The organism is Paenibacillus sacheonensis (assembly GCF_009909195.1).
GTDB classification, from domain to species: Bacteria; Bacillota; Bacilli; order Paenibacillales; family Paenibacillaceae; genus Paenibacillus_Z; species Paenibacillus_Z sacheonensis.
This window is the reverse complement of the sequence record NZ_JAAAMU010000022.1, coordinates 89851-110654: the sequence shown is the minus strand read 5'-3', so window position 1 is coordinate 110654 and position 20804 is coordinate 89851. Positions and strand designations below refer to the sequence as shown.

Below are 20804 nucleotides of genomic sequence, written 5' to 3'. Positions count from 1 at the left end.
CTGCCAGAAAACCAATTTCCCCATTTGATACTTCTTCGAGAATAGCAAGTTTCTCCAAAGCACTATACTTTCCTAGAGACATAAAAAACTCCCCTAACGATAACAGGTTTTATTATTTCACCTGTCTACCGTATGGGGAGCATATCATCAAACGATCAGCTGCCGTTGTTCGCGCTATCTGCATGTTGTAAGGGAACGGGTAAGCAGCTGTTGAGCTCTGGCTATTCGTCCCAGTGGTTATGAAGTACGCAGTCGCAAAAACTAGGGCGTTTGTATCCTGGCAGCAAAAGTTCGCATACATCGGACTTGATGTTTCCAAATGTCGTTTCCGGCTTATGCTTGAATCCTTCCAGGAACGCATGCAGGATCTTTTGTTTGAAGTTGTTACGAGGGAATGCGGCAATGACCTGTTCCCGTACCTCCGCCGAAAGCGCTTCGAAATTCTCTCCCATGACGTCGTACCCCACACCGGAATAAATCAACGCAACCTCTGGCTCCTTGTACTGAGCGATCCCGATCGTCGTGTGAAACGCGATCGCGTCCCAAACAAGGCGAATCGATTCCTGCGGTACGCCTTGCGACCGCAGAAAATCACGGGCAGCGTTCGCTCCGTCAACCTCGAAGCGCTTGTCGGGGCTGCTAAACTTCTTGGTTAATCCCAAATCGTGAAACAATGCACTGATATATAGCAGCTCAGCGTCGAATTTCAGGCCAACCTGTTGCCCTTGAATGGCTCCAAAAAGGAAAACGCGATTGGAATGATTCCACAGTAACTCATCTCCATGATCACGCAGCAATTCCGCTGCTTGAGTCGCCAGCTGACTATCAGGTATAACGATATTTGCAACGGTATTCGGCATAAAGTTAACCCCCCACAATGAATGATGTCTTGCCCAATCATTGTAAGTTCATGAGTTACATAGATCAATCCAATTGTTTCTATGAAAACGATAGATAGAGCTAATGGATCTGGGAGATGGTATCTTAGGAGATCGAGCAACAGGCTGCGCTCAATTTACAGTTTGATCCCGCTTTCCATGATATTGACGTGAACGTCTACATCCACTTTCATCGTCGGATATTGGCGCATCCAGTCTTCTTCCTTCCAGTGTCGATTTCGGCTTCTTGCGAAGTCGCCTAAACCTAGAGGGTCGATCGCCTTCTTTTGAAACGTTTTTATGAGTTCCGTCTCTTCTTGATGGAGCTGCTCCTTGAATTGTTTTTTTAGGGAACGGAGATGCTCGTCTGAAGTCGAATATCTCTCTGCTTCTCTTATTTTGCAGTTCATGTTTAGGCTAATCAGGATGGCTTCATTTTTCATATGATATTTCACAGTGGAACCGACATTCTCGATCGCCAAGAATGCTCCGCTGTCAAGTTTAACTTCAAAGATACCTTCATTCACGTTCTCCAACAGCAGTTTCATAAGCCTCGATTGGCTGGAGTCCAGGGTTGCGACGAACTTGTCATTTTTGAATAACGCGGTGCCGGAAACAACGACGCGACCATGATCGTTTCGAATAAGAGGCAGATAAGGGTCTAGGCCTTTACCTACAAGCGCATATTCGAATTCATGCAGATTCTGGCTAGGCAGGGTGCCGTTTTTCGTGTTTGCATCAAGGACATGGTAAAGAAAAATTCCCTTTTCTTGCTTTTTATTAAAGTTTGCTTCCAATACGTTTTTGGCCCTTCCGTCCACCACGGCCAAGTACATCCCGCGCGAGAAAAAGGCATTGCGCAACAGGACGTCCAACTCCTTTTCTATCCCGCTCGAGGCTTTGTCGCTGCCAAATAAGACAACGGAAAGCTTTCCGGGCTGCAATGGCTTGTCCATTTGCGCACGCAAGGATTCGCGAATTCCGGTGCTCGTGTTGCCTATTTTCGAATACAATTCATCGGACACGGCCTCGGGCTTGCCCGCTTGAAACCGAGGAACCACTAATGTGATTTCCAGTTGATCTCTCGATATTTCGTCGAATGAGGCGACAATAAACAGGTTGATCTTGTCCAAAATTTGTTGTTTGGCGCAAGCCGACAATAACAGGCCGATCATCAACACCGTGCAAAAGGTCCGTTTCACTTCGTTTTCTTCACCTTTGTTCTGCTGATATCGAATAGGAAGAGAGCAGGGATATATCCAAAGATCACGCTAATCCCTGACTGCCTGATCCAGGAGTGAACGAGGTCAACTCCTACGCGATTCGGAATTAAACAGGTTGCGATAAAAACTAAACCTAACATAAACGGGAGAACCTTTCGTTGCCTAATAGCAAACGTAAACTTCATGATACGGTTGGAGACCCATATAGATAAACAAATGACGGGGAACAGTCGCAGTATGGTGGCTGACGATCCGATAAATTCAAATCGTTCAACGAAAGGGAACTGGATGAATTTATATTTCGTCAATCCCGGCCATAATTCATCCGACAACTGTTCCGTTTTGAACGTTATTATCGTGAAGATTACTTCCACAACATAAATGAGAGTCATGGATAAAACTCCCCAATGCGCCCACTTTTGTGACTTTTCCGGTGTTTTGATAAACGGGTAGCAAAAGAGGAGCGTTTCTATTCCCATATAGGAAGTGGTCAAATCCTTCGTTGCTCCGAAAATATCATGGGGCGAGTGACTCATGGCGGGCAATAAGTTGTTGAAATGAAAATAAGGAATCATGAAAAATATCGTTACAAAAAAGAGCGTGTTAATAAGGCTAAACATGCAAATGCCAACGATAACGCGAAAACCGCCAGAAATAATATAGTAAGCGATGAGCAGCAGGACCAGTGCCAGTGACCAGGTTTTCAATTCCGGAAACACCCAAACTTGGATCACTTCAATGAATAACCGCACTTGATAGACGCTTACGAATAGAAAATAGACTGTAAAAATCATATTGAGCATCATGCCGATCCCTTGACCGAACAGGCGGATATGAATATGCATCAGATCCGTCCGATGGCGGTTAAGGATGCTGTACATCATAACAATGACAATATGGATGCCGACTGAGCAAAGCAAGACGCCAGTCCAGGCATCTTGGCCAGCCATTTGGATCGGCTTAATGACAAGGAACAAAAAGTCGATTCCGAATAGCATGGCGTGAACGATAACGAAAGTGAGATAAGGAGAGACGGTTTTGCGTTCATGTATGTGCGAAGTCACTATCCTTCCCTCCTGAGCCAATACCCGTCATTACTCGTCAATGTCATTTTTCAAGTTTGACTTTCGTTTATCAAACCTGGCCGGATTCTTAGTCCGATAGAACCCTGGCCGCTGATGAAATTTGGAATAGGGTGGGCGGATGATCGTATCCGTTAAACTCTTCAATCGCAGCGGGTAAAACGGAACAAGATAAGGCATCCCTAGCGAAGTAAGACGCAGCAGATGAGTGACGACGATGATGCTGCACATGAAAATTCCGAGCAAACCCCATAGTTGAGCAAAGAGTATAAACGGAAATCGAAGGATCCGTATCGTATTGCTCATTCGAAATACAGGCGTCGTAAAAGAAGCCATGGCGGACAAAGCGACGATGATCAACAAGAAGTTGCTTGTCAGCGAAGCTTGAACGGCTGCGGTTCCGAGTACGATGCCTCCAACAATTCCGATTGTTTGCCCAATTTTGGACGGCAATCTCGCTCCGGCTTCTCTCAGAAGCTCAATGGCCAATTCCATGATGAGAACCTCAACCACAGGAGGAAAAGGAACATTGATTCGGGAAGCAATAATCGTCGGTAAAAATGCATTTGATATTCCATGGCCATGATACGTCAAAACGGCGACATATACGGACGAGGCTAAAATGGAGAACATCACGGAAGTAAAGCGGATCATGCGAATAATGGATCCTATTAGCCAGGGCAGATAATAATCCTCGTACGAGGCGAAGAAATGCTGGAATGTGACGGGGCCCAAAATCGCATTCGGTGACCCGTCAACTACAATACAAACCTGCCCCAAAGTCAAACCCCATACGATCCGATCCGTTCGTTCCGTCCCAAGCATCTGCGGAAAGATCGAATTCGAATTGTCTTCCATAATTTGTTGGATGACGGTGATATCCGTAACCGTATCGAACTGTATGTCCCCGATCCGCTGCAGACAGGTTTGTATGTATTGTTCATTCGTGATGTCTTCGATGTAACAAATCGCCACTCGCGACTTGGAGACATCCCCGACATGGAGTTCTTTTATTCGCAACGAAGCGACAGGCAGCCGCTTGCGAATCAAATTCAGATTGATATCCAAAGATTCGACAAGGGCTTCTTTAGAACCCTCGACATTGAATTCGATTTCGGGTTTGGATACCGTACGTCCTTTCGATGAGGACGCATTTAACAGGATGGTTTCGGCAGTCGGGGCCTGTTGAATGGCTACGTATCCGAGAAGCAATTTGTTTCGTATCTCATCCCAGTCGGAGGAGAGCTCTTTTTCTGCGATAGGCAGCTCTTCGAATAACTCGTCGAAGAGAAGGCCTGCGTTTTTGCTGATAAAGTCAAGAATTTGTTCATTAAGAACGTTTATATCCGTTATGGATTTGAGAAAACAGATCAAATAATGATCGACATGATTGGATTGGCGCAGATAAACGAAATCAGAGGATTCCCTAAACTCCTCCCATATTTTAGGGATATCGAACATGTAAAATCCAGCCTTTTCCTGTAACTTTTTGTATCATTATGTCCTGTGCGGAGCTCGTTATACGTTCGTATACGGCCTTGAAATCTATCCGGATGAAGCAGCGCAATCATCAGTCGGATTATGGTCGATGATGAAGAATTCGTTCGGCGACCGAAGCGCATGCGGGAACGGAAGGGGCGAGTATTCGCTCCTTTTTTTATTTTGTTGCACGCTGCTCAAAAGGTCTATGACCCGTGACTAACCCATCGTACCGGAGATGGTAGGCACTCAAGGCAGTATTCCCAAAATTTATTTTGAAGCGTCGATGAACAATCCTGCCCAGAACGAAGTCTTTCCCTATATAGACAGGAGAGGAGACTTCAATCATGAAACGAATTATCGAATCAGTCATGCAAAGATCGACCATCATTTTAGTATGCGTCGTGCTTATATTGGGATGGGGGGCGGTCTCGGCCTTACAAATGCAGAGAGACTACCTGCCTGGCATCAATAACACTACCTTAATGGTGTCGCTGCGTGCTTCATCCTACCAAGCGGATCAAATAAAGAAGGATATTACGGCGCCTCTCGAGGACGCCATCCGTCAAACGAACGGAATAACCAACCTGGAAACAACCTCCTACGACGGCGGGGTCTTGATGAATATCTACTACCCCATGGATTACGATATGAACAAAGCGGAGAGCGCGCTTAAACAGGCCTTGAACGATGCCGCATTGCCCGATGGAGTCAACAAACCTGCGGTAACCCGACTCACGTCGAGCACGTTTCCGGTATTGAGTTATAGCCTAACGGCAAATAACAACAAGGTAGACGATCTGACGCTGCAATCCACCTTGCAAACCGACATCGTCAAGCAATTGAAATCCGTACCCGGCGTCTCGGATGTCCAAACCGTCGGCGGGGCAAACCGAGGTTATGTTGTCGTCCTGCGCATGAAAGATCTCGCTGCGCACAACTTGACGCTGGACGATTTCAATAAATCCATAACGGCAGACGTACCGAGCCTGCAAGGGAGCATTGCCAACGTGAAAGCTTCGTTCCCGATCCGGGTAGAAGGATGGGATCTCACGGAGCAGCAACTGAACCATCTTTCCATTAAGAACAAAGACGGCAGCAGCATCCCCTTGTCGGCCGTTGCTTCGGTTTCCCAATCGTTAACCGATGTGAAAACCGTCTCCAGAACGAACGGCAAAGCAAGCGTGATGATCAATGTGATCAAGACGCCGACGGCAACGATCACGGATGTCGCCAAACACGTAAAAGAGCGCGTTTCCGGCATATCGGCCGTTCAAAGCGGCGATGTCGCGATGTCGCTTCAAACGGACCGCGCGCAGGATCTGAACGGTTCATTAATGGGCCTAGTTCGTGAAGGCTTATTGGGCTGCCTATTCTCCGTGCTCTGCGTGCTGTTCTTCTTCAGAAATGTACGCTCTACGCTATTGATTGCCATTACGCTGCCGATTTCGCTGCTTGCTACGACAGCGATCTTGAAATCCATGGGCGTTACGCTGAACATCTTGACCGTATCCGGACTTATCGTCGCCATGGGACGTATCGTCGACGATGCGATCGTGATTTTGGATAACATGTATAGACGCGTTCAGGAGAACAAAGGTAAACCGGTGTTAGGCGTTTTGTCTTCTTCGGTGGTCGAGATGCTGCCGGCCATCTTCGCTTCTACGGCAACGACGGTAGCCGTATATGTACCGATTGCGTTAGTCGGCGGAATCATCGGTGCGTCTTACTCCGGCTTTGCCTGGTCGGTCGTTATTGCATTAGGCGTATCCTTCCTCGTTGCCATGTTAGTGATACCTGCATTCGCTTATATGGGATGGAGAGATTCGAAGGCGGAAGCGGTCACGCTCGAACCGCTCATGAAGCCGCTTCTTCTATCCGCATTGAAGCACAAGAAAACCGTGATCAGCATCTCGCTGCTGCTGTTTATAGCCGCGGGGGCATTCGCAACGCAGCTTCCGTTCAGCCTTCTGCCAAGCACGGCAAGCGGTCAGGTCGCCGTCAAAGTAGAGCTCCCGAAAGGAACGCCGTTGTCCGAAGTGGACAAAGAAGTCAAGAACGTGGAGGGCGTCTTGCATAATAATGCGAAGATCGCTTCCTACTCAGCGACGTTTGGATCAACCTTCACGCCAACGGCAGACGACGTCTTCGACCAAGGAGGAGGGTTCATTCAACAGCCGAACGTGGCGAATCTGTCCATCCAGTTAAAGAACAAGAAGGATGTCAATACGATCATTCCGGCATTGCAAGCCGATTTGAATCAAGTGGCCCATAATTCGGCGATTACGGTAACGAATCAGAACATCGCCGGCGATGATTCCACCATCAATATCATGTTGACCGGCGCCGATCAAACCACGCTGGAAAACACGGCTCAGCAAGTCCGCACGAAGCTGGTTCCCATTCCAGGTCTGAGCGTGACAGGGAAAACGGATCTGACGAACGGCGTACCGAAATATGCGATCACGATCGATAAAGCAAAGGTGCTGCAGGCTGGCATTAATCCTGATGATATCAATAAACTGTTGGCGCGTTACACGTCCAAAGTGAAAGACTTTGACATCTCAACGTCCACGGGTACGATCCCGGTCGATGTGTATATCGATTCCGTCAAGTCAGGCGTTACGAACGATAATTCGGTTCTCGTGTATACGCCAGAGCAAGTATTGGACTCGATGGCTGCCGAAACGGTAACCGGAAGTGCCGGCGAGACTTATCGTCTGGACCAATTCGCATCGATTCATAAGAGCGACGCCGTGTCTTCTATTCAAGAACGGGACGGTCAGCCATTCTCCGTCGTGCAAGTTCAGATTACTTCAAGCGACATGAGCAAAGTGTCGAAAGAAGTCTCTCAGTCCTTAAAAGAGATGAAGCTCCCGAACGGAGTCACGTATTCGCTTGGCGGCATTACCCAACAAGTGACGCAAATGATTATCGAAATTTCGATCGCGGTCCTTATTTCCTTACTGCTTGTGCTGCTCATCACAAGTTTTGTATTTAAAGGCTGGAAAGCACCGTTTGCCGTATTGATCAGCATTCCGCTTGCTTTGTCCGGCGTCGTACTCGCCTTGTACGCCATTCACGGCCAATGGAACCTCGCCGCATTCATCGGCGTGTTGATGCTAACGGGGATTGTGGTAACGAACGGAATTGTCCTGATCGATAAAATCGAACGAAATCGCAAAGAAGGCATGGGACTTCGGGATGCCGTCATGCAAGGCAGTCTCTCCAGGGTTCGTCCGATATTCATGACAGCAGGGACAACCGTTCTGACTTTAATCCCGCTGGCGTTATCGCACAGCTCCGATACCGTCATTTCGCAGGTGCTCGGCATTGTGGTCATCGGCGGCATGATCACGTCCACGCTCAACAGCTTTGTCGTGATTCCGATTATTTACGAATGGATGCAAGGCAAGGCTGTACGGAACGCGGATGCGGTAAACCGGATGAATGGATTATTTTAGGTTGAAACTACAACTACAGGAAGAGGAGGGGTATCCTTGTGGGATTGGACAACATGGCTCGAACAATATGGCTACGGACTGCGCTGTTCGTCTCGCTAATGCTCGGGATGATACAGGATTTTGCGTACTCGGCGGGGAAGTGCTTGATGATGAGTTGCGAATGCTTTTTCACCGTCCTGGGCCGGTGGCAGCCGGTATCCAGCTCATCAATACGTTTCCGAGCGAAGAAACGCTTACTTCGATCACGGTATGCGGATTCACGGCCTTTTTATTGCTTAGACACGACAGCCATATCCTCGTTTGCCTGCTGGTCGGCATTAGCCGTATTTATTCCGGCGTGCAGTTTCCAAGCGATGTGACAGCCGGTTACGTTTTCGGCGGCGTATGGATAACTTTGAACGTCATTTTGCTTGAAGTTCTGAGGAAGCTTCAAGACAATGGAGCAATGCTAGTAGCGAATTGACGTGAATTCTCCTGGTTCCGTTCCGGTAGGAGTTGAGTGAGCGAGTGGTGGATGAGGAACTGAAGCATATCATTCATCGAGCCAAACGTGGCGATCGGGAAGCTTTTGCGGACTTAGTCCAACGTTTTAAAGGCCATGTTTATCGATATGCGGTAGGGATGTTAGGCGATCGAATGGATGCGGAAGACGTCTCGCAAGAGGCATTTATTAAAGCTTATTACTCCTTATCAAGTTTGGATAACGAGTATGCGTTTTCTTCTTGGCTCCTTCGAATTGCGGGCAATCTCTGCAAAGACCGATTAAAGAAACGCATGAATGCGCCCATTCAAGAAATGAGTGAAGAACAGAACGGGCGGATAGCGGATCAACATGCAGCCGACCCGTTGGAGAAGTTATCCATGGAAGAAGGGCTTAGCAGACTCTCGGTGGGTCATCGGGAAGTTCTATTGTTACATGAAATCCAAGGCTATAATTATGAAGAAATCGCGGAAATGATCGATGTTCCTCTTGGAACGGTGAAGTCAAGGCTGTTTGCAGCCAGGATTAACTTACGGAAAGAATTAAGAAGGGAGGACTGACTGGGAATGACCAAACATCCAGAGGAACAGTTGTCGGCCTACCTCGATGACGAGCTGACTCCAGATGAGAGAAGGGAAATCGAAGCTCATCTGGAGACGTGCGCGTCCTGTCAGGCGCTGCTGGAAGACTTGGCTGGCAACAATGATGACCTCGTGCAGACTTTCAGCCTGATCGAAGCACCCTTCGATCTCGAAGCAAGGGTCATGCAATCCATTGGAGCGGAAGAAAAACGACAATTCGCGTGCAATGGGCGGATTGTGGCTCTTCTATTAGGTTTGTTGACGCTTGGCCTGTTTTATCTGTTAACGGGAGCGATCATCGGTAAACTTATACATGGATGGTCTAAATTGGTGGTTACGCTGATCTATGCAAGTTCGCATTTCATTCTCAGCGTACCCGCCTTAACCGGGGGGACGATCGTCCTCTCCTTATTCATCCTTGTGGCCTCTTTCGTTTCACTCAAACGTCTGCTTCGAACCTCGGCGAGTTGAAAGGGAGGATCGCATTGAAAAAACTATCCTATGCCGGTTGCTTATTCATGCTGTTCATGCTGCTCATACCCGGCATGGCATCGGCGAAGAGTCTTTTTGAACATCAGAACACCACTGTACCTGCAGGCCAGAGCGTTGACGACGTGTACGTCGTCGGCGGCGATGCCGATATCCTCGGACAGGTGCAGGGCATTGTCGTCGTCATCAACGGCAACCTCCATCTGGGCAGTACGGCTAGGGTTACCGGCGTGATCGTCGTGATCGGAGGGAAGGTCGACCAAGATCCGGGCGCTGCTTTGGGGGACGATATCTATGACATTTCGCTGGATAACGCGACGCAAAACAGTTTTCTGATCGGCGGCGGGCTGGTGCTGAGCCTATGGGTGCTGCAGCTGGCCGGGAACCTGCTAATGGTTCTTGTACCGGTCCTGATCAGGGTCCTCGGCAAGAAGAAAATCATCGCTTTTACGGAACGGTATCAGCATGAGTCCCTCGGCAGGCTCTTATATGCCGGTTTTCTAAGCGGCTTGGTTATTGCGGCGTTAAGCGCATTGCTGCTTGTTACCGTGATAGGCATTCCGATTCTGGTGCTGATACTGCTGGCGCTGCTCGTCGCATTGGCTATGGGAATGACCGTCATTAGTTATCGGATCGGCGATATGATCAAGGGCTCGGAACGAATGCCCGATTGGGTAAAAGTGCTTATCGGCGCGAGCATGTTGACCGCGTTTTCGAGTATCCCTCTGATTGGCTGGATCCTCTTGTTGGTCGTTGGATTCGTCTCTTTGGGGATATGTACCCAATGGATAGCGGGGAAGCGCAAGAAAACGAAGAACGATTAGTTCATTAAGATAGCTTGACATAAAGAAACCGCCATCACTCAAGGTAACTTTATGTCGAGCTTTTTTTAGAGAAGCCGAAAATGAAACTATATCCACTTTTTAGAGGTGACTGACATGAGCAAAAGCAAAAAAGTTTGGATTCCTGCGGCCATTGCACTCCTTGCAGCGGTAATTCTTGTCGTCTGCTATTACGTTTACGCTCCTTCCAGGGGAGAGCTCCACTCGCAATTTCCACGAGGCGATAACGGTAGAATGCCTCCCGGCGGGGGACAGCGGCCGGAAAGAGGAGAAGGAGGCGCACTAGATGGTTATTTTTCGACTTTCGGCACAATAGCTATATTTGCGGGAGCAGCAGGCTTCTCCTGGTTTTGGTTTAAGAAAAAGCGGAAGTCGCCGTCGAAGCTTGTAAGGCAGGCTGGAAAGCTGCTTTATTCGCTCCATAAGCTGCTTGGCTGGGGAACCGTCATTCTGATTGCGGTCCATGGCACCTATTTCTTATTTACGAAAATAAACGATGAGCATATTTATACGGGTCTTGCTGGCTTTGCGATTTTGCTCGCTTTGGCCGGTTACGGTTATTTCATCCATAAGATCCGAAACAAATGGATGCGGACCGTGCACCGCACGCTCGGCGTACTTTGGGTTCCGGTGCTCTGGCTGCATGCCGGAGGCTCGGCTTTCCTTGCCGCCGCGGCAGCCCTCGCCGTCGGCGGTCTCGTTTATTTGCTGGATAAGTCGGCGAATCGTGCAAATCAGACCTTGCAAGAGCGATAAAACCGATGCCATTCGTGACCTCATGATCCTTTCCTGATCCGCAGCCCGGCGATTGAGATCGTCCGGGTTTTTTATTAGGTTTCCGACCATCTGATTAACTCTTCGGGCGTAATTCTCCCCAAGACTTCATACCCGTTGCCGAATCCTTTTGGCTTTATGATGACAGCTCCCAGGTTTGGAATCTCGCCAAGAGCCACATCAGGCGGGAAGGTATGAGCAACGATGACTGTATTTGAACCGCGAGCAGGTGGCGTTTCGAATCGTTTCGTTAAATCCGATAATATTTGTTGTTTCTCAACGTTCGGAAGACCTTCTACTTTTAATTTTTCAATGGCGGCTAACTGGGGTTCAATGGTTACGTTTTTTTTGCCGAAAATAATCTCAGCCGTATCCTTTGCTCGACAATAGGGGTCCGATACGACCGGCCATTGAATGGGAAAGGGCTTTTTCCTAAAAGCGTCTCCGATTGCCTGCGCTTGTTCCTTGCCAAGATGACTCAGATTTCGCTGCGTTTGGCAATCATTGAGGTTAAGATTCGGTTGATCTTGGCCAATCGTTGCTTCTCCATGCCGAAAATAAATAATGAACCCGCCCGTTTTCAAATTATCGAGCAGCGCATGCTTGTTTCCAAGGTCGAGGTCGGGATTGCGAGCATCAACTCCCGTAACGGCAAAAAGGAGAAGAAGGCTATAAATTACGAAGGCGATCTTTATTTTAAGGCTTATTTTAAGGTACACAACTATCATCGTCCTTTCGGAATGTATGACTTTCCCATCGTGTTAGTGTTGACTTAAAAGCAAAAGTTTATTATATTATTGGCATACCCCTACGGGTATATGTATTAGTTGAAAAGGGGGTACGCAAGGTCTTTGCTCGAATCCGGAGCAGAATTTTTTTGCTCGAAATTATACCCCATGGGGTATGAGGGAGCTGTGTAGGATTTTAAATTAGAAAGGCAGGAGCCCCATGGATTTGGCATGGATTATGACCCTATTCGTCATTGGCTTCTTGGGCTCATTCATTTCCGGGATGGTGGGGATCGGCGGCTCGATTATTAACTACCCGATGCTGCTCTTTATTCCGTCAGCTCTCGGATTTACGGCTTTTACCGTGCAGGAAGTAACAGCAATCAGTGCAGTACAAGTATTCTTCGCGAGTTTCATGGGAATGCTCGTTTTCCGAAAGCGAGGGCTCGTCGATAAAACCTTAGTTGTTTACATGGGCATTCCCATCATCGCTGGAAGCTTCTTAGGAAGCTTTGTTTCGAACACACTGCCAAGTTCCGTAATCAATATCGTATATGCCATATTAGCTCTGATTGCATCTGTCATGATGTTTCTGCCGAAAAAAGGGATTGACGCACAAGACGTAAACCAAGTGACATTTAAAAAACCTCTAGCCATTGCTTTAGCTCTAATCATCGGTTCTGTTTCTGGCATTGTAGGGGCAGCCGGCGCATTTATAACGGTCCCCGTCATGCTTGTCGTACTCAAAATCCCAACAAGGGTCGCTATTGCTTCTTCGCTCGCCATTACATTTATTTCTTCAATCGGGTCAACGACAGGAAAACTAATGGGCGGACATACGTTATTGTTGCCATCCTTAGTTCTGATTATTGCAAGCACCATAGCTGCTCCAATCGGCGCAAAAATAAGTAAGCATATCAATACAAAGATTCTTCAATGGATCTTGGCTGGATTGATCACTGCTACCGTCATAAAAATTTGGATATCCCTATTATTCTAGGAGGATCAAAATGAGCACAAAAACATATAAAGAACAGCTTCCGACTACGGTTCTTGAAAGGATCAAAGGGAATGAAAAGGTACGCATACTGGACGTTCGCGAGCCCGATGAATGGGAATCCGGACGCATTCCAGGGGCCACGCACATACCGCTGGGTCAAATAAACAGAGCACTAAATGTTCTTGATGCAAAACAAGAAACCATTGTGGTTTGTCGCAGCGTCAAGCGAAGCGAAAAAGCATGTGAATATTTATCTGGTTTAGGTTACAACGTCGTGAACATGACCGGCGGAATGTCGGAATGGTCCGGCGAATTGCAATACGGTAACTAATTCGAGGAGGATATTTGAATGACTACTTTGAAGGTCAACCGAACATTGGAATGCGAAAGACTGGCATGTCCGCTCCCTGTGATTCGTACCAAGAAAGCAATGGAAGAGATGAAAACAGGCGAAGTGTTGGAAGTACGCGCAACCGACAGCGGTTCTGTGGCTGATCTACAAAGCTGGGCGAAGCGCACCGGCCACCAATATATCGGATTGAAGGAAGAAAACGGCGTATTCCGGCATTACATCCGTAAATCGGATCCAACAGAAACCAAAGAAGAACGCAAATTTCCGCATACGATTGACAATGAAGAACTCCGAAAAAAACTTTCAGACGGTGAAAAGTTAACTATCGTAGATGTGCGAGAACCTGCCGAGTATGCTTTCTGTCGGATACCTGGAGCGGAGTCTATTCCATTAGGCGACCTTGAAGAGCGTATCAATGAGCTTGATCCAAGTCAGGAATACGTTCTGGTTTGCCGCAGCGGCAACCGCAGTGATTTGGCATGCCACTATTTGGCGGAGAACGGCTTCATTAAAGTGATAAATGCCGTTCAAGGCATGAATGAATGGACAGGAGAAATCGAAAAGGACGAAATAAATGAGGAGGATGAAAATGACAGCTAGGAGGACGCAAAAAGTATCCGCCAAAGAAGTAACGAAAAGGATTCTTAACCACGAAGATTTATTCATCTTGGATGTTCGGAATGAGTCGGATTTCAGTGATTGGAAAATTGAAGGCAACAGCGTAGAGATCATCAACATTCCCTATTTTGATTTATTGGATGACATGCGTCCCGCTCTGGATAAAATCCCGGCCGATAAAGAAATTGTCGTGGTTTGCGCTAAAGAGGGCTCGTCCATTTTTGTCGCGGAACAACTCGCCGAGGCTGGATTAAACCATGTTTCTTACCTGGAAGGCGGCATGAAATCATGGAGCGAGCACCTTGAACCCGTTAAGGTATCCGATCTATCCGGCGGAGGCGAGCTTTATCAATTCGTTCGTATCGGAAAAGGCTGCTTGTCGTATATGGTGCTCTCGAACGGGGAAGCAGCCATTATCGATACGAGCCGCATGATTGATCAATATGAGCAATTCATGCAAGAAAATAGCGTAAAGCTAGTCCACACGATCGATACGCATCTTCACGCCGATCACATCTCTGGCGGCAGGGCACTGGCTCAGATGTACGCCGCTTCTTATCATTTGCCGCCAAAAGACGCACAGGAAGTAACGTTCGCGTATGAGGAACTAGCGGAAGGTAAAGACATCACGGTCGGTCAAGAAACCATTAAGGTACAGCCTATCTACACGCCGGGACACACCATCGGATCGACGTCCTTCATTATAGACAATACGTATATCTTGACTGGAGATATTCTCTTCATCGAGTCGATTGGCCGTCCCGATTTGGCCGGAATAGCGGAAGATTGGGCAGGAGATCTTCGTGACACCCTGTACGGCCGCTATAAAGAACTTTCCGAAGAATTGATTGTACTTCCTGCTCATTTCGGTAAAATTACCGAACTTGGCGAAGGCGGACTCGTATCCGGCCGCTTAGGAACCCTATTCAGCGAAAATCCGGGACTGAATATTGAAGACGAGAGCGAATTCCGTCGAACGGTAACCGAAAGCCTGCCGCCTCAACCGCATTCATACCAAGAAATTCGCAAAGCCAATAGGGGAGAAATAACGCCGAATAAAGAAGAACAACGAGAAATGGAAATGGGTCCTAACCGCTGTGCCGTTCACGATAAATAAGGAGGAGAAACAATGAACAGCGATAAAATAGTGGATGCTAAAGGCATGGCTTGTCCGATGCCGATCGTAAAAACAAAAAAGTCGATGGATGAACTTCGATCAGGTCAAGTATTAGAAGTGCACGCGACGGATAAAGGTGCCAAAAACGATCTTACGGCTTGGGCTAAAAGCACAGGACATGAATTATTAAGCACTGCGGAGGAAAACGGCGTATACAAGTTCTGGATTAAAAAAGCCTAACATGCAATTTTTTTTGAAAACATTGAATACCCATACTGGTATATGTAAAATGAAGAAGGGACGGGAAATCTTGAAGGATAACATAGAAAAAACGACGATTGTTCTGTTTAGCGGAGAATTAGATAAGGCTATTGCAGCATTCATTATCGCTAACGGCGCGGCGGCATTTGACCAAGAAGTAACGTTATTCTTTACATTTTGGGGGCTGAACGCGCTTCGCAAAGATGAACACGTAGCGGTAAAAAAAGGATTCCTGGAAAACATGTTTGCTAAAATGATGCCTCGCGGGGCCAATAAACTGGGTCTCTCGAAAATGAATTTCGGCGGAATGGGACCTAAAATGATCAAGCATGTCATGAAGAAGCATCATGCGCTGTCACTCCCGGAACTCATTGAATTGGCTAAAGAGCAGGGGGTCAAATTAGTGGCGTGCACCATGACAATGGACTTGCTCGGTTTGCAAAAGGAAGAATTAATGGAAGGCATCGAATACGCAGGCGTCGCTGCATATTTGGGTGATGCCACGGATGCAAAAGTGAATTTGTTTATTTAAGGTATCTCGGATATCATACCTATACCTGTACTCGGATCTGGAGGTTATCTCATGCAATACGATGAAGATGTAAAAAGAAGATTAAAGCGCGTTGAAGGGCAGATACGCGGGGTTTTGAAAATGATGGAGGAGGAACAACATTGTAAGGATGTCGTCGCCCAGTTATCCGCCGTCCGAAGCGCAGCGGATAAAGCGATCGCCTACATCGTTGCAGTAAACCTGGAGAAGTGCATTACGGAAGAAAAAGAAGCCGGCGGAGATACCAGCAAACTGGTCAAACAAGCGGTGGAGCTGCTGGTCAAAAGCCGCTAAATTCGTTCGAGAGATGAAAAAATCATTAGCCAATCAGGCTAATGATTTTTTTGAATTCAAATCGCATGCTGTTCAACAAGTATTACTTTATAGAAGCCTTGTAATGCTCGATATATCCCTCTAATGCAGGAATAAATTCCTTTTCGTAATGTTCATTTGGACAGGACTTTACGATATGGGAAATAAACGAGTTCGATTTATCAGTGGATAGGGTCTCGCCGCAGAGCGGGCATTTTTCTTGCGTTAATTTACTTAAGAGTGACATAAACTCAAACTCCCTCAAATCCGACTTGTATACTATGTATTATAATATGAAATTCGTTCGACGGTAAATAAAAATCTAAAGGACGGGCAAATGAATGAAGCTGCATATTCCGCGGCTTTCGGCTATGATCCGAGACGCCGTTTGACCCTAAGCGCGGTCTGTAATAGAAGCCGTAGGCGAGGAATAAAATTTTATACTGGACAAGTCGAGTACCGATCCGAATCATAACGAACGGAATGCGGGAAGGGGGGAGGCGAATGTGGAGTCGGATGAAGCCGAGGAAGATGTATGCCAGTCTATTTTTATACTCGTCCATAGCCGTATGCCTGCTTACCTTAGTGTTTACGATGTACTTAAGCCGTCTGTTCGTGCAAAGCGCAATGGAGGAAATCCATGCCTCCAATCAGGACAAATTACAGCAGGCCGTGCAAACGTCGGAATTCACGCTGCAGAAATTACGCCAGTTTGCGCTAAGGGTTTATTCGGAAGAAAATATCGCGCTCTGGCTGAACATGAACCAAGACGACTACTCCCCGTTGACGTTGTACAAAGCGGCCACGAGCGTGCGGGAATTCGTGAGCAGCGAACCGTTCATCCAAAGCATCTGCATGTTCAACTTCAATATCAACCAAATTTACTCCTCCTCCGAAACGAGCCTCTATACGCCGCAGGATTTCTACGACCCTTCCATGTTGCACGCGATAAAAAACAAAGGCACGACGCCATACCTGCAATTTTTCGATCACGGCGTTCAGGGCGAATCGTATCTCGCGCTTATCGTGCCGGCAGTCGATCAGAACCGAAATTACAGCGGATACGTGTCGATTCTGTTCAGCAAGCCGCTGCTGAATGAGCATATGCTGCAAATCTCCGAGGATGATCCGAACAACAAAATGATCGTAGAAGGCCCGAACGAGGCGTTCATGCTCGGCAACGCGGATGCGGAATTGGCGTCGGAGCTGGCGAACGCAGACAAGCCCGCATCCGTCTCGGCCTCTTGGGAGTGGGCTTCCGGGGAAGGGACCTGGTCGGTCCAGACGGCATCGCTGCCGGTCGAAGGGTGGCGGGTGTACCAATTATCGCTCTACTCGTCATGGCAAGCCCAAATCGATCGTATCCGGGTGGATATTATCGCCTCTTCCGTCGTCCTTGTCCTTGCGCTGCTGTTGTTTCTGTTCTGGCAATCGTATCGCCGTTTGAAGCCGATAAGCGACTTGACGGCGCGGCTTCAATCCAAGCTAGGGTCCAAGGAGACGATCTCCGATCCGAAGAACGCCGGCAGCGAGATCGACTGGCTTGACTTCGGCTTCGATCGTCTGGTCGACAGGCTCGAGCAGCAGGACTTGTCATTGAAGAGCAGCAAAGCCTTGATTAAAGACGATCTGATCCGGCAGTGGATCCACAGCTCGCAAGCTTCCGGTTCCGGACCCGTCGAGCGGTTTATTCGCGAGCAGACCGCGATTCTTCGTACGGGGCTGTTCCGCATCGCGGTAATCCGTCTGGAATCGTACGGGCGGTTTACGGAATATTACGATTTCACGTCTCGCAAGCTGCTGCGTTACGCACTCGGGAACATGATGACGGAGGTACTGAACAATCACGGATTTGCCGCGGAAACGGTCGATTTCGGTTCCGATCATATCGTAGCGCTTATCTCGGCATCTGCTTCGGGCGAGGAGGAAGCCCGCATCCTGGACGCGTTGAAAGACGTTCGCTTTCAAATCAGGCGCTGGCTGAAGCTGGAGCTGCAGGCGGCGGTCAGCTCCGTGCTTGGTGCAGGGGCCGAGCTTCAGCCGGCCTACGAGCATGTCTACGAACTGACCCTGTTGGGTTTCCTGTGCGACGAGGACCGGGTATTCACCATGGCCGACCTGGACCGGTATCGGCCCGGCGAAGGAAACGAACCGGATGAACGGCTGCTGACGCAAGCCATACATGCCGTACGGTTGGGGGACGCGGCCGCGTTGGAGGCCGATCTGGACAGTCTCACCCGGCAGATGCACGGACTCAGCTATGATGAATGCAAGCTGCAGCTGACCCATATCATTTATTCAATCATGAAAAGCTTTAAAAACGGCAAGACGTTTCAAGGGATGAAGAGCATTCATGTTTTCCTTGACCGGTTTTCCACCCTAGGCGAAGTGAAGACGTGGCTGCTTCAAGAACTTCTGCAGATGATGAATCGGCAGCGTCAGCATAGCGGTTCGGCCCGTAAGGAAGAGTGCTTCGCCGAAATGATGGCCTACGTGCGCATTCATCTGCACGACCCGATGTTATCCGTAGAGGACGTGGCAGAACACGTGAACATATCGGTCAACTACGCCCGGCAAATATTCAAAGCCCATCATCCGCAATCGTTATCCGATTATATAACGGACCAGCGGATCAAATACGCGATGAATCTGCTGACGACGACCGATTGGACGATAGCGGATATTACGGAGCAGTCCGGCTTTCAGACGAAAAGCACGTTTTTCTCGTTGTTCAAGCGGGCCACCGGCATAACGCCGGGCCAATACCGGCTGGAGAAAGCGAAGAAGTAGCATGAAGCGATGCATATCGAACGCATCCGTAAAATCGCTATCGCCCGCATTGTCAACTTCCGTACCGTTTGATGAAAACCGCACTATCCGCAATGCCGTGCAGCCGGGTATGATCGATCACAGCAGCCCGGCAAGCGGATCATGTCGTTGATGCGCCGTGCCGCATCCGCTGCCGGGCGAATCATATCGGGAGGGATTAATCCATGCGATTCTTTAGAAAAGGTCCCTTGCTAGCATCGTTCGCGCTCGCGGTTGTTTTGTCCGCCTGCAGTTCGGGAGGGTCGGCGCCGCCTGCCGAGAACGGTAAATCCAACCTGCCGGCTTCCGAGGACGCAACGTTAAAACCGGTTACGCTCAAAATCATGTTTCCCGGAGATCCGCCCGCGAACTGGGATGAAGTGAAGACGGAGATGCAGAATCGTATGGCCGATTCGCTTAACGTGACGCTGAACGTCGTTTTCATCCCATGGGCCGATGTCCTCCAGAAGCGTCAGGTCGCGCTTTCCTCCGCGGAGGACTATGATCTGATCTGGGATAACAACCCGGTGCAAAATATCGCCGCCGGCCTATACGAGCCGTTGGACGACTTGATCGATCAGTACGGTCCTGACATTAAGGCCGTACGCTCGACGGAGCTGATGGAAGCCAACAAGGTGAACGGCAAGCAGTACGCGGTACCGCTGGAGGTGAACTTCATCCGTCCATGGACGTTCGTCATCCGCAAAGATATTCGGGAGAAGCTTGGCGTCAAACCGATCGCCAGCTATGACGAGCTGATCGACTTCATGTATGCGGTGAAACAGAAGGAGCCGGGGTTGACGCCGTTCATCCCCAACGGCGCCGAGCATATCGGCTTAAAGCTGGCAGGGATGCTCGATCCGGCGGCCAATCTGGCGACGGTGCTCAATTACCCCGGCTTGTACACGAAAGGGAATGACGGCAAAGTCTATAATATCTTCGACGACATGGACCCGCTCATCATGAAAACGTTCGAACAGAACCGCAAGCTTTACAAGGACGGCATATTGGCCAAAGACGCGCTTACGCTGCGCAATTCGGAGTTCACGAAAGGCAAAGCGGCGGTATCCACCTTCAATGACTTCGGGGTCAATCTCAGTACCCGCACCTCGCTGGAAAAGTCGGTTCCGGGTGCGGCCGCGGAGGCGTTCACGCTGTACAGTCCGGACATGAAGCTGAATTCGACCTATAAAGCGGGAAATTTCATCGCGGTTCCGGTCGTAAGCAAAAACAAAGCCCGGGCCGTGCAGTTTCTGAATTGGCTGAATCAGAGGGACAATTACGATCTATTGGCCTACGGAATAAAGGGCAAGAACTGGGAAGAGGCGGGCGAAGGGCTGTATAAGCCGGTTCAAGCGAATCCGTATGCGGGCATCCCGTTCGCTTGGGGCTGGAATCCGAAGCTGGATCGCATCGATGCCAGCTTGTCGGAGGATGTCGTCGCGCTGAACAAGTGGGAGCGGGATCCGAGCTATTTTACGCCTGACGCGCTGGCGGGCTTTACCTTCGATCCGAGCCCGGTCGCCAACGAGGTGGCGCAGCTGAGCAATGCGGGAAAGGAGTTCTACGACCCGATCGTGATGGGCGTGACGGAGCCGAGCGAAGGGATCGCGATGTTTAAAAAAGCGGCATACGACAACGTCAAAAAGGTGCAGGCTGCGTTTCAGAAACAACTCGACGCTTATTTGGCAAGCAAGAAGTAGCAGCACTTTTCATCCGCAACGACATCCATTGGGCCGGCGGCCTTCGGTTCCCCTAAAGGAAT

At 48.8% G+C, this 20804-nt stretch carries 20 protein-coding genes; 15 read left to right on the top strand and 5 right to left on the bottom strand.

The window, feature by feature from the left end:
• Positions 1-221 precede the first annotated feature (221 nt).
• The 4 genes from GT003_RS27785 to GT003_RS27770 form a co-directional block, all read right to left on the bottom strand.
• Positions 222-860: an HD domain-containing protein gene (locus GT003_RS27785; RefSeq protein WP_161704149.1), complete on the bottom strand. Its 639-nt coding sequence runs from the start codon at positions 858-860 to the stop codon at positions 222-224.
• A gap of 155 nt (positions 861-1015) precedes the next feature.
• Positions 1016-2080, bottom strand: coding sequence for a Ger(x)C family spore germination protein (locus tag GT003_RS27780; protein WP_161704147.1), 1065 nt, complete (start codon positions 2078-2080; stop codon positions 1016-1018).
• The gene (locus tag GT003_RS27775; RefSeq protein WP_161704145.1) at positions 2077-3165 is read right to left on the bottom strand and encodes a GerAB/ArcD/ProY family transporter; all 1089 of its coding nucleotides are present in this window, start codon (positions 3163-3165) and stop codon (positions 2077-2079) included. Before GT003_RS27775 ends, GT003_RS27780 begins: the two co-directional genes overlap by 4 nt.
• A 30-nt stretch (positions 3166-3195) precedes the next feature.
• Positions 3196-4644, bottom strand: a complete 1449-nt coding sequence (locus tag GT003_RS27770) for a spore germination protein (RefSeq protein WP_161704143.1) — start codon at positions 4642-4644, stop codon at positions 3196-3198.
• 365 nt (positions 4645-5009) lie between these two features.
• Between GT003_RS27770 and GT003_RS27765 the strand changes: the two genes are divergently transcribed.
• From GT003_RS27765 to GT003_RS27740, 6 genes are all read left to right on the top strand, one after another.
• Complete coding sequence (locus GT003_RS27765) at positions 5010-8126, top strand: efflux RND transporter permease subunit (RefSeq protein ID WP_161704141.1); 3117 nt, start codon at positions 5010-5012, stop codon at positions 8124-8126.
• A 1-nt stretch (position 8127) separates the two neighbouring features.
• Entirely contained in the window at positions 8128-8589 is a 462-nt protein-coding gene (locus tag GT003_RS27760; protein ID WP_239566138.1) for a phosphatase PAP2 family protein, read from the top strand.
• A gap of 44 nt (positions 8590-8633) precedes the next feature.
• Positions 8634-9167 (top strand): RNA polymerase sigma factor, encoded by a 534-nt coding sequence (locus GT003_RS27755; protein ID WP_338046033.1) that lies wholly within the window; start codon positions 8634-8636, stop codon positions 9165-9167.
• Positions 9168-9173: 6 nt separating this feature from the next.
• Positions 9174-9659, top strand: coding sequence for an anti-sigma factor family protein (locus tag GT003_RS27750; RefSeq protein ID WP_161704137.1), 486 nt, complete (start codon positions 9174-9176; stop codon positions 9657-9659).
• Positions 9660-9673: 14 nt separating this feature from the next.
• Positions 9674-10501, top strand: coding sequence for a hypothetical protein (locus GT003_RS27745; RefSeq protein ID WP_161704135.1), 828 nt, complete (start codon positions 9674-9676; stop codon positions 10499-10501).
• A 114-nt stretch (positions 10502-10615) separates the two neighbouring features.
• Entirely contained in the window at positions 10616-11275 is a 660-nt protein-coding gene (locus GT003_RS27740; RefSeq protein ID WP_161704133.1) for a hypothetical protein, read from the top strand.
• A 74-nt stretch (positions 11276-11349) separates the two neighbouring features.
• Here the strand turns inward: GT003_RS27740 and GT003_RS27735 are convergent, their stop codons facing one another.
• Positions 11350-12021, bottom strand: a complete 672-nt coding sequence (locus GT003_RS27735) for a histidine phosphatase family protein (protein WP_170312359.1) — start codon at positions 12019-12021, stop codon at positions 11350-11352.
• A gap of 220 nt (positions 12022-12241) precedes the next feature.
• Between GT003_RS27735 and GT003_RS27730 the strand changes: the two genes are divergently transcribed.
• From GT003_RS27730 to GT003_RS27690, 9 genes are all read left to right on the top strand, one after another.
• A complete protein-coding gene (locus GT003_RS27730) occupies positions 12242-13021 on the top strand; it encodes a sulfite exporter TauE/SafE family protein (RefSeq protein ID WP_161704131.1) in 780 nt (259 codons plus the stop codon).
• 10 nt (positions 13022-13031) lie between these two features.
• Positions 13032-13352, top strand: a complete 321-nt coding sequence (locus GT003_RS27725; protein WP_161704129.1) for a rhodanese-like domain-containing protein — start codon at positions 13032-13034, stop codon at positions 13350-13352.
• 18 nt (positions 13353-13370) lie between these two features.
• The gene (locus GT003_RS27720; RefSeq protein WP_161704127.1) at positions 13371-13973 is read left to right on the top strand and encodes a sulfurtransferase TusA family protein; all 603 of its coding nucleotides are present in this window, start codon (positions 13371-13373) and stop codon (positions 13971-13973) included.
• Complete coding sequence (locus GT003_RS27715; RefSeq protein WP_161704124.1) at positions 13963-15108, top strand: MBL fold metallo-hydrolase; 1146 nt, start codon at positions 13963-13965, stop codon at positions 15106-15108. The genes GT003_RS27720 and GT003_RS27715 overlap by 11 nt, the downstream gene beginning before the upstream one ends.
• Positions 15109-15120: 12 nt before the next feature.
• Positions 15121-15348: a sulfurtransferase TusA family protein gene (locus GT003_RS27710; protein WP_161704122.1), complete on the top strand. Its 228-nt coding sequence runs from the start codon at positions 15121-15123 to the stop codon at positions 15346-15348.
• A gap of 49 nt (positions 15349-15397) precedes the next feature.
• Positions 15398-15901, top strand: coding sequence for a DsrE/DsrF/DrsH-like family protein (locus tag GT003_RS27705; RefSeq protein WP_161704121.1), 504 nt, complete (start codon positions 15398-15400; stop codon positions 15899-15901).
• A gap of 51 nt (positions 15902-15952) precedes the next feature.
• A complete protein-coding gene (locus GT003_RS27700) occupies positions 15953-16213 on the top strand; it encodes a metal-sensitive transcriptional regulator (protein ID WP_161704119.1) in 261 nt (86 codons plus the stop codon).
• Positions 16214-16735: 522 nt separating this feature from the next.
• A complete protein-coding gene (locus GT003_RS27695) occupies positions 16736-19021 on the top strand; it encodes a helix-turn-helix domain-containing protein (RefSeq protein ID WP_161704117.1) in 2286 nt (761 codons plus the stop codon).
• 203 nt (positions 19022-19224) lie between these two features.
• Positions 19225-20742 (top strand): DUF3502 domain-containing protein, encoded by a 1518-nt coding sequence (locus tag GT003_RS27690; RefSeq protein WP_161704115.1) that lies wholly within the window; start codon positions 19225-19227, stop codon positions 20740-20742.
• Positions 20743-20804 lie beyond the last annotated feature (62 nt).

Coding starts and splice junctions, on each gene's coding strand:
- GT003_RS27765 (WP_161704141.1), top strand. CDS start 5,010: ATGAAACGAATTATCGAATCAGTCATGCAAAGATCGACCATCATTTTA.
- GT003_RS27690 (WP_161704115.1), top strand. CDS start 19,225: ATGCGATTCTTTAGAAAAGGTCCCTTGCTAGCATCGTTCGCGCTCGCG.
- GT003_RS27710 (WP_161704122.1), top strand. CDS start 15,121: ATGAACAGCGATAAAATAGTGGATGCTAAAGGCATGGCTTGTCCGATG.
- GT003_RS27715 (WP_161704124.1), top strand. CDS start 13,963: ATGACAGCTAGGAGGACGCAAAAAGTATCCGCCAAAGAAGTAACGAAA.
- GT003_RS27735 (WP_170312359.1), bottom strand. CDS start 12,021: ATGATAGTTGTGTACCTTAAAATAAGCCTTAAAATAAAGATCGCCTTC.
- GT003_RS27750 (WP_161704137.1), top strand. CDS start 9,174: ATGACCAAACATCCAGAGGAACAGTTGTCGGCCTACCTCGATGACGAG.
- GT003_RS27730 (WP_161704131.1), top strand. CDS start 12,242: ATGGATTTGGCATGGATTATGACCCTATTCGTCATTGGCTTCTTGGGC.
- GT003_RS27785 (WP_161704149.1), bottom strand. CDS start 860: ATGCCGAATACCGTTGCAAATATCGTTATACCTGATAGTCAGCTGGCG.
- GT003_RS27770 (WP_161704143.1), bottom strand. CDS start 4,644: ATGTTCGATATCCCTAAAATATGGGAGGAGTTTAGGGAATCCTCTGAT.
- GT003_RS27705 (WP_161704121.1), top strand. CDS start 15,398: ATGAAGAAGGGACGGGAAATCTTGAAGGATAACATAGAAAAAACGACG.
- GT003_RS27695 (WP_161704117.1), top strand. CDS start 16,736: ATGTGGAGTCGGATGAAGCCGAGGAAGATGTATGCCAGTCTATTTTTA.
- GT003_RS27725 (WP_161704129.1), top strand. CDS start 13,032: ATGAGCACAAAAACATATAAAGAACAGCTTCCGACTACGGTTCTTGAA.
- GT003_RS27720 (WP_161704127.1), top strand. CDS start 13,371: ATGACTACTTTGAAGGTCAACCGAACATTGGAATGCGAAAGACTGGCA.
- GT003_RS27700 (WP_161704119.1), top strand. CDS start 15,953: ATGCAATACGATGAAGATGTAAAAAGAAGATTAAAGCGCGTTGAAGGG.
- GT003_RS27740 (WP_161704133.1), top strand. CDS start 10,616: ATGAGCAAAAGCAAAAAAGTTTGGATTCCTGCGGCCATTGCACTCCTT.